We start from the raw sequence: 6,705 nt of genomic DNA on the forward strand, positions 1-6,705 counted from the left end.
TTCGACCCTGTGCCGGCGTGTGTCATCGTCGCGGCTTCATATCGGGCAGCTCGTATTCTGGCAGGACGATGTCGTCGCGCAGGATCCGGCCCATCACCAGGTTCCCGACCGGCGGAATGTCGATGGTGCGTACCGTCAAGTTGCGCAACCAGATACCGAGCTTGGTCCGGGTCGCGAAGAAGGAGATGAAACGTTGCGCGCCGTCCTGTTTGGCGTCGATGAAGCCGCGCAACCGGTTCTCGTAAGCTTCGAACGCGGCCCCGATGTCGTCGCCCGCCCGGGTCAGCTCACCGGCGAGGACGTAAGCCTCGGCGATGGCCAACCCGGTGCCCTCGCCCGCCAACAGCGAGACACACGCCGCCGCGTCGCCGATCAGCCCGACGCGGCCGATCGACCATTTGTCCATGCGGATCTGGCTGACCACGTCGAGATAGATGTCTTCGACGCCGTCGAGGGCCTCGAGAATCCGCGCAGACTCCCAACCGGTGTCGGCGAACTCCCTGCGCAGCAACGCTTTACAGGAATCGAGGTCTGTGGGCAGGGTGGGTGTCGGCGAGCGGAAGATGAACAGCACCAGGGTGCGGTCACCGCACAATGTGAACCTGCCGATCTGACGGTCGGGCACGTTGTGCGTCACGTACACCAGATCGTCGCACGGTCGGTAACCGTCGAGCACGCACGCCGCGACCTGGCAGCCGAGATAGTGCTCATAACGCGCATCCGGTCCGAAGGCCAGCGCCCGGACGTTGGAGTGCAACCCGTCCGCGCCGATCACCATGTCGAATTGCCGTGGTGGGCGGTGCTCGAACGCGACCGTAACGCCGTCGGCCCGGTTGTCGAGTGCGGTGATGCTCTCGGAGTAGACGGTCTCGATGTCGGGCCCGACGGTCCGATAGATCGCAGCCGCCAGGTCGCCGCGGGTCAGGCTGATGTAGCGGTCGCGCAACGCGCGGCGCATGGGATCGACCCGAAGCCGGGCCGACGCCCGGCCGTTGTCGTCGGCGATGCGCAGTTCGCGTACGCGATAGCCGGCCGCATGGAGGTCGTCCTCGATACCCATCTTCTGGGTGATGGCGTAGCCGAGGCCCCAGAAGTCGATCAGATAGCCGCCGGTGCGAAAGGCCGGCGCCTTCTCGATCAGGGTGACGTCGTGGCCGGCGCGCACCATCCAGTGGGCGAATGCGGGTCCGGCGACACCGGCGCCGCTGATTGCGATCTTCATTTGTCTTCCTCCTCGGAGTCATCGAGGGGTTCAGATGTTCATGCTATGCGCATGTCGTGCATGATGCACGATCTTCCGAAGGGCCCGGACCGGCCTCGGCTCGCGGACTTGAGTACCGTCGTTCGGGTGAATTTGGCCTTCGACGATCGCGGTAGCGGCCCATCGGTACTGTTCATCGCCGGTCACGGCGGTGCGGGCCGAACCTGGCACCTGCATCAGGTGCCCGAGTTCCAGCGCGCCGGTTACCGCTGCATCACGTTCGACAACCGCGGGGTGGGCGCCACCGAGAACGCCACCGGCTTCACCACCGAGACGATGGTGGCCGACACGGCGGCGCTGATCGAGAAGCTCGACGCGGCGCCGGTGCGCATCGTGTCGGTGTCGATGGGCTCATACATCGCCCAGGAACTGATGGTGGCCCGGCCCGACCTGGTCGACCGGGCGGTGCTGATGGCCACCCGCGGCCGCGAGGACCGCACCCGCGAGTTCTTCCGCGACGCCGAGCGCGAGCTCGCCGCTTCCAACATGGTGCTGCCCACCAAATACGACGCGAAACTACGCCTGCTGGAAAGCTTCTCGCCCAAGACGCTCAACGACGACGCCAAGGTCCGCGACTGGATCGACATGTTCGTCATGTGGCCCACCAAGCCCACACCCGGCGGGCGCGCGCAGATCGAGGTCCGGCCGCAGGGCAACCGGCTGCCTGCTTACCGAAGTATTACGGCGCCCACACTGGTCATCGGGTTCGCCGACGACCTGGTCTTGCCCCCGCACCTGAGCCGCGAGGTCGCCGACGCGATCCCGAAGGGCCGCTACCTGGAGATTCCCGACGCCGGCCACCTCGGCTTCCTCGAGCATCCCGAGGCGATCAACAAAGCGGCGCTCGATTTCTTCGCCGATAAGCTGTAGTGGTGAACCCCTCGACCGCGCAGGCCCGCGTGGTCGTCGACGAACTGATTCGCGGCGGCGTACGGGACGTCGTGCTGTGCCCCGGATCGCGCAACGCCCCGCTGGCCTTCGCGTTACAGGACGCCGACCGCGCAGGACGGCTCCGGCTGCACGTCCGCATCGACGAGCGCACGGCGGGCTTTCTGGCCATCGGGTTGGCGATCGCCGAGCGCGCCCCGGTCTGCATCGCGATGACGTCGGGGACCGCGGTGGCCAACCTCGGACCCGCGGTGGTCGAGGCGAACTACGCGCGGGTGCCGCTGGTCGTGCTGAGCGCGAACCGCCCCTATGAACTTCTGGGCACCGGCGCGAACCAGACCTTCGAGCAGCTGGGGTATTTCGGCACGCAGGTCCGGGCGTCGATCAGCCTCGGCCTGGCCGAGGAATCCCCGGAACACCTCGACGTGCTCAACGCGCAATGGCGTTCGGCGGTATGTCGGATTCTCGTGGCGGCCAAGGGCTCTCGGTCCGCTAATGCGGGCCCCGTGCAGTTCGACATCCCGCTGCGGGAGCCGCTCGTGCCCGATGCCGACGAGACGGTGACCTACGTGCCGCAGGGCAGGCCCGGCGGCAAGCCGTGGACGTACACGCCGCCGGTGTCATTTGACCAGCCGCTCGACATCGACCTAACACCCGACACCGTCGTGATCGCTGGGCACGGCGCGGGCGAGCATCCGAATCTGGCCGCGCTGCCGACCGTCGCCGAACCGACCGCGCCACCCGCCGACAACCCGCTGCACCCCTTCGCGCTGCGGCTACTGCGGCCAAAACAGGTCATCATGCTCGGCCGCCCGACACTGCACCGGCCGGTCTCGGCGCTGCTGGCCGACCCGTCGGTGCCGGTGTATGCGCTGACTACGGGTCCGCGCTGGCCCGACGTGTCGGGCAACTCGCAGGCCACCGGCACCCGCGCCGTCACCACGGGCGCACCGGACCCCGCGTGGCTCGCCAGGTGTGCCGAGGTGCACCGCCACGCGATGGAGGCGGTCCACTCCCAACTGCGCGCGCATCCGCTCAAGACCGGCCTGCACGTGGCCGCCGCGGTGGCCGAGGCCGTTCGGCCCGGTGACCAGTTGGTGCTCGGCGCGTCGAACCCGGTGCGTGACGCCGCGTTGGTCGGCCTGGACACCCACGGGGTCAAGGTGCGCTCGAATCGCGGTGTGGCGGGTATCGACGGGACGGTGTCGACAGCGATCGGGGCCGCGCTTGCCCACGAGCGGGCGGGTGGCGGGAGCGGGTCGAACCGCACGATCGCGCTGCTCGGTGATCTGACGTTCGTCCACGACAGCTCGGGGTTATTGATCGGGCCGACGGAGCCGACGCCGCGCAACCTGACCATCGTGGTGTCCAACGACAACGGCGGCGGCATCTTCGAACTGCTCGAACAGGGCGACCCGCGGTTCTCCGACGTGTCATCGCGGATCTTCGGTACCCCGCACGACGTCGACGTGGGCGCGTTGTGCCGGGCGTACCACGTCGAGAGCCGACAACTCGAGGCCGACGATCTGGCCGAGGCGCTCGACGAACCCCACGACGGGATGCGGGTGCTGGAGGTGAAGGCCGACCGGTCGTCGCTGAGGGCGCTGCACGCGTCGATCAAGGCTGCCCTGTGAGCGGAGCGAACGATTCAGCTTCGGTGAGCGGAACCGGGTTGAGGCGGACGGCCGTGGACCGCTTGAGGAAACCGATCCGGTGGGCGCGTAGGTTCCTGCCACGGCTGACCGCCGACCCGGACGAGTCGCGCCGTCAGCGGGTGTTTCGCCGGATCCGCGTCGGCATCGTGATCGCGGCATGCCTGGTGACCCTGCAGTCGGTGCTGATGGTGTTGGGCGCGTGGCGCAATGACCGCCAGATCGAGCGGCACATGGGCGTCGCCGCCGCCGAGGTGCTCGACGCCGGACCCCGGCGGTCGACGATCGAGTTCGTCACCCCCGACCGCGTCACCTACCGTCCCGAACTCGGTGTGCTCTATCCGTCGGAGCTCGAGACGGGGATGAACATCTACGTCGAATACGACACGAACAACCCGGATCTCGTTCGCGTGCAGCACCGCAACGCGGCCTTGGCGATCATCCCGGCGAGTTCGATCGCCGTCGTCGGCTGGCTCATCGCCAGTGCCGCACTGGCCGGTGTGACGCTGATCGAGCGCAGGACCTCACCGCGTCTGACGTCGGATCGGGAAGCCGAGCTGTCGAGCGCAAGCTGATCGATCAGGACTGGATCAGCTTGTCGAGCCAGTCGTTGTCGTAGATGTCGACCTTCTCGCCGGTGACGAGGTCATAGACGGTCGGCGTGCCGGTGGCCAAGGGATCGACATCGAACAGGAAGCCGAAGTTGCTCTCGTCCATCTCGGCGATGTTCACCGCGGATCCGCCGCTGGCAACCCGCTTGACGGCCTTGTCGGGCATGCCAGCCACGCTGGCCATGTCGGCCATCTCCTCGTCGCTCGGGCCCTGTCCGCCCGGATCCTGGTTGGCCCAAAGCTCTTCGACGAACCTCTGGAACTGGGTGCCGGTCGCGCCGCTTCCGGTGGCGAGGAACAGCGCGTTGCTCACCCGCGACGAGTGGCCGTCGGTCGCCTCGTCCAGGAAGATCAGCGGCCGGTACGTGACGTTGAGTTGGCCGACCCCGATGTAGTAGGCGAGCTGATCGCCGAAATCGGCTTGTAGATCCGCGCAATGGGTGCATTGCGGCTCGGTGAAGATCTCGATTCTGACCGGTGCGTCGTCGAATCCGGCCACCACTCCGAAACCGTCTTCGCTGACCTTCAGCGGGGCCTGGGCGGGATCGCGTTTGGCGGTGCCGGCGACATGGTTGGTGCAGCCGACGGCGGCGAGCAGCACAGTGAGCGTCAAAACCACCAGTGCCCGCGAGAACCGCATGTCAACCGCCCTTTCTCTGGTGCGCACGATACTCGACGTGAGCGCGCCGCAGCACCCGTTGGCGCACCAGCTTTTCGCGTGCCATATTCCTGGGCGCAACCTTGGCGACAGGCTGCGCTGAGACTATTCGGTCGTGCGCGTGGCAATCGTCGCAGAATCGTTCCTCCCGAATATCAACGGCGTCACCAACTCGGTCCTGCGGGTGATCGAGCATCTGCGCCGCACCGGACATGAAGCCCTTGTCATCGCTCCCGACACACCGCGCGGTGAACCGCCCGCCGAACGCGTGCACGACGGCGTCCGCGTTCACCGCGTGCCCTCGCGGATGTTTCCGAAGATCACCTCGCTGCCCCTCGGCGTACCCAGGCCCCGGATCGTCGGTGTGCTACGGGGTTTCGATCCCGACATCGTGCACTTGGCGTCACCTGCATTGCTCGGGTACGGCGGCCTGCACGCCGCGCGCCACCTCGGTATCCCGACCGTGGCCGTATTCCAGACCGACGTCGCCGGATTCGCCGAGAGCTATGGTGTCGGCTTCGCCTCCCGCGCCGCGTGGGCGTGGACACGGCATCTGCACAGTCGAGCCGACCGGAATCTCGCACCGTCCACCGCCGCGATGGAAGACCTGACGGCGCACGGTATTCCGCGTGTGCACAAGTGGGCACGGGGTGTGGACATCACCGGTTTTGTGCCGTCGGCGCGCGACGACGCGCTGCGGCGGCGGTGGTCGCCCGACGGTAAGCCGATCGTCGGGTTCGTCGGTCGCCTCGCGCCGGAAAAGCACCTCGAACGGCTGGCGGTGCTCGCACGCCGTGACGATATGCAGCTGGTCGTCGTCGGCGACGGTATCGACCGCACCAAGCTTCAAAGCCTTCTTCCCTCAGCGGTTTTCACCGGCGCCCTGTACGGCGGGGAACTGGCCGCGGCGTACGCGAGCATGGATGTGTTCGTGCATCCCGGCGAGCACGAGACCTTCTGCCAGGCCGTGCAGGAAGCGATGGCGTCGGGCCTGCCGGTCATCGCCCCGGACGCTGGTGGTCCGCGAGATCTCGTCGTCCCCTATCGCACCGGATTGCTGCTGGCGGTCGACGAGTTCGAGGCCCGCCTGCCCGATTCCGTCGAGCATCTGATCGCCGAGCGGCACCGGTATTCAATCGCTGCGCGCCGCAGCGTGCTGACCCGCACCTGGCCGGCGATCTGCGACGAACTCCTCGGTCACTACCAGGACGTGATCGCCGTATCCGGCCCTCCCCATTCCCGCGACGGTGCGCGTCTGCACCCGACACGCCGCGGAAATTCGTCACTTCGCGCACGGTCGCGCCCCAGCGAGAGTGCGTAACCGTCGACCTCGGGTGCTGATCAATCGCGCGACCGTTCTGCAGGCCTGTTTTGTCAGTGGTCGAATGTATGTTCGAGGTATGTCGGGAAGCGACCTGCAGGACGCGATCACCGCGTTGCGTGCCGCCTACGAGAAGGTGGCCGCCTGTGAGGTCGACTTGCTGACCCGCCCCGATCTGGTCACCGCACTTGATGAGCTCGAAGGTCTCGGCTGCCAGTTCCCCGCGATGAGTCACCGCTTGCTCGCCCGCCTGCAGACCGAGGCGACGCCGCAACAGATGGGTGCCAAATCGTGGAAAGAGGTGTTGAGGGTCC

At 67.2% G+C, this 6,705-nt stretch carries 6 protein-coding genes and 1 pseudogene; 5 read left to right on the forward strand and 2 right to left on the reverse strand.

Features of this window, described 5'->3' with window-relative positions:
- Positions 1-22 precede the first annotated feature (22 nt).
- Positions 23-1,222 (reverse strand): FAD-binding domain, encoded by a 1,200-nt coding sequence (locus tag CEX87_RS14695; RefSeq protein WP_068200607.1) that lies wholly within the window; start codon positions 1,220-1,222, stop codon positions 23-25.
- A 126-nt stretch (positions 1,223-1,348) separates the two neighbouring features.
- Between CEX87_RS14695 and CEX87_RS14700 the strand changes: the two genes are divergently transcribed.
- From CEX87_RS14700 to CEX87_RS14710, 3 genes are read left to right on the forward strand one after another with little or no spacing between them, the layout of a single operon-like run.
- Complete coding sequence (locus tag CEX87_RS14700; protein ID WP_068200675.1) at positions 1,349-2,131, forward strand: alpha/beta fold hydrolase; 783 nt, start codon at positions 1,349-1,351, stop codon at positions 2,129-2,131.
- A 2-nt stretch (positions 2,132-2,133) separates the two neighbouring features.
- Positions 2,134-3,783 (forward strand): 2-succinyl-5-enolpyruvyl-6-hydroxy-3-cyclohexene-1-carboxylic-acid synthase, encoded by a 1,650-nt coding sequence (gene menD / locus CEX87_RS14705; RefSeq protein WP_068200677.1) that lies wholly within the window; start codon positions 2,134-2,136, stop codon positions 3,781-3,783.
- Between the two features lie 53 nt (positions 3,784-3,836).
- Positions 3,837-4,376, forward strand: a complete 540-nt coding sequence (locus CEX87_RS14710) for a DUF3592 domain-containing protein (protein ID WP_068200608.1) — start codon at positions 3,837-3,839, stop codon at positions 4,374-4,376.
- Between the two features lie 4 nt (positions 4,377-4,380).
- Here the strand turns inward: CEX87_RS14710 and CEX87_RS14715 are convergent, their stop codons facing one another.
- The gene (locus CEX87_RS14715; RefSeq protein WP_068200611.1) at positions 4,381-5,052 is read right to left on the reverse strand and encodes a DsbA family protein; all 672 of its coding nucleotides are present in this window, start codon (positions 5,050-5,052) and stop codon (positions 4,381-4,383) included.
- 133 nt (positions 5,053-5,185) lie between these two features.
- Between CEX87_RS14715 and CEX87_RS14720 the strand changes: the two genes are divergently transcribed.
- Entirely contained in the window at positions 5,186-6,391 is a 1,206-nt protein-coding gene (locus tag CEX87_RS14720) for a glycosyltransferase family 4 protein (protein ID WP_082962206.1), read from the forward strand.
- Positions 6,392-6,455: 64 nt separating this feature from the next.
- Positions 6,456-6,705: pseudogene (locus CEX87_RS14725) on the forward strand (HNH endonuclease signature motif containing protein); the annotation flags it as partial.

Origin of the sequence: Mycobacterium lehmannii (assembly GCF_002245535.1) — a bacterium.
Taxonomy (GTDB): Bacteria; Actinomycetota; Actinomycetes; order Mycobacteriales; family Mycobacteriaceae; genus Mycobacterium; species Mycobacterium lehmannii.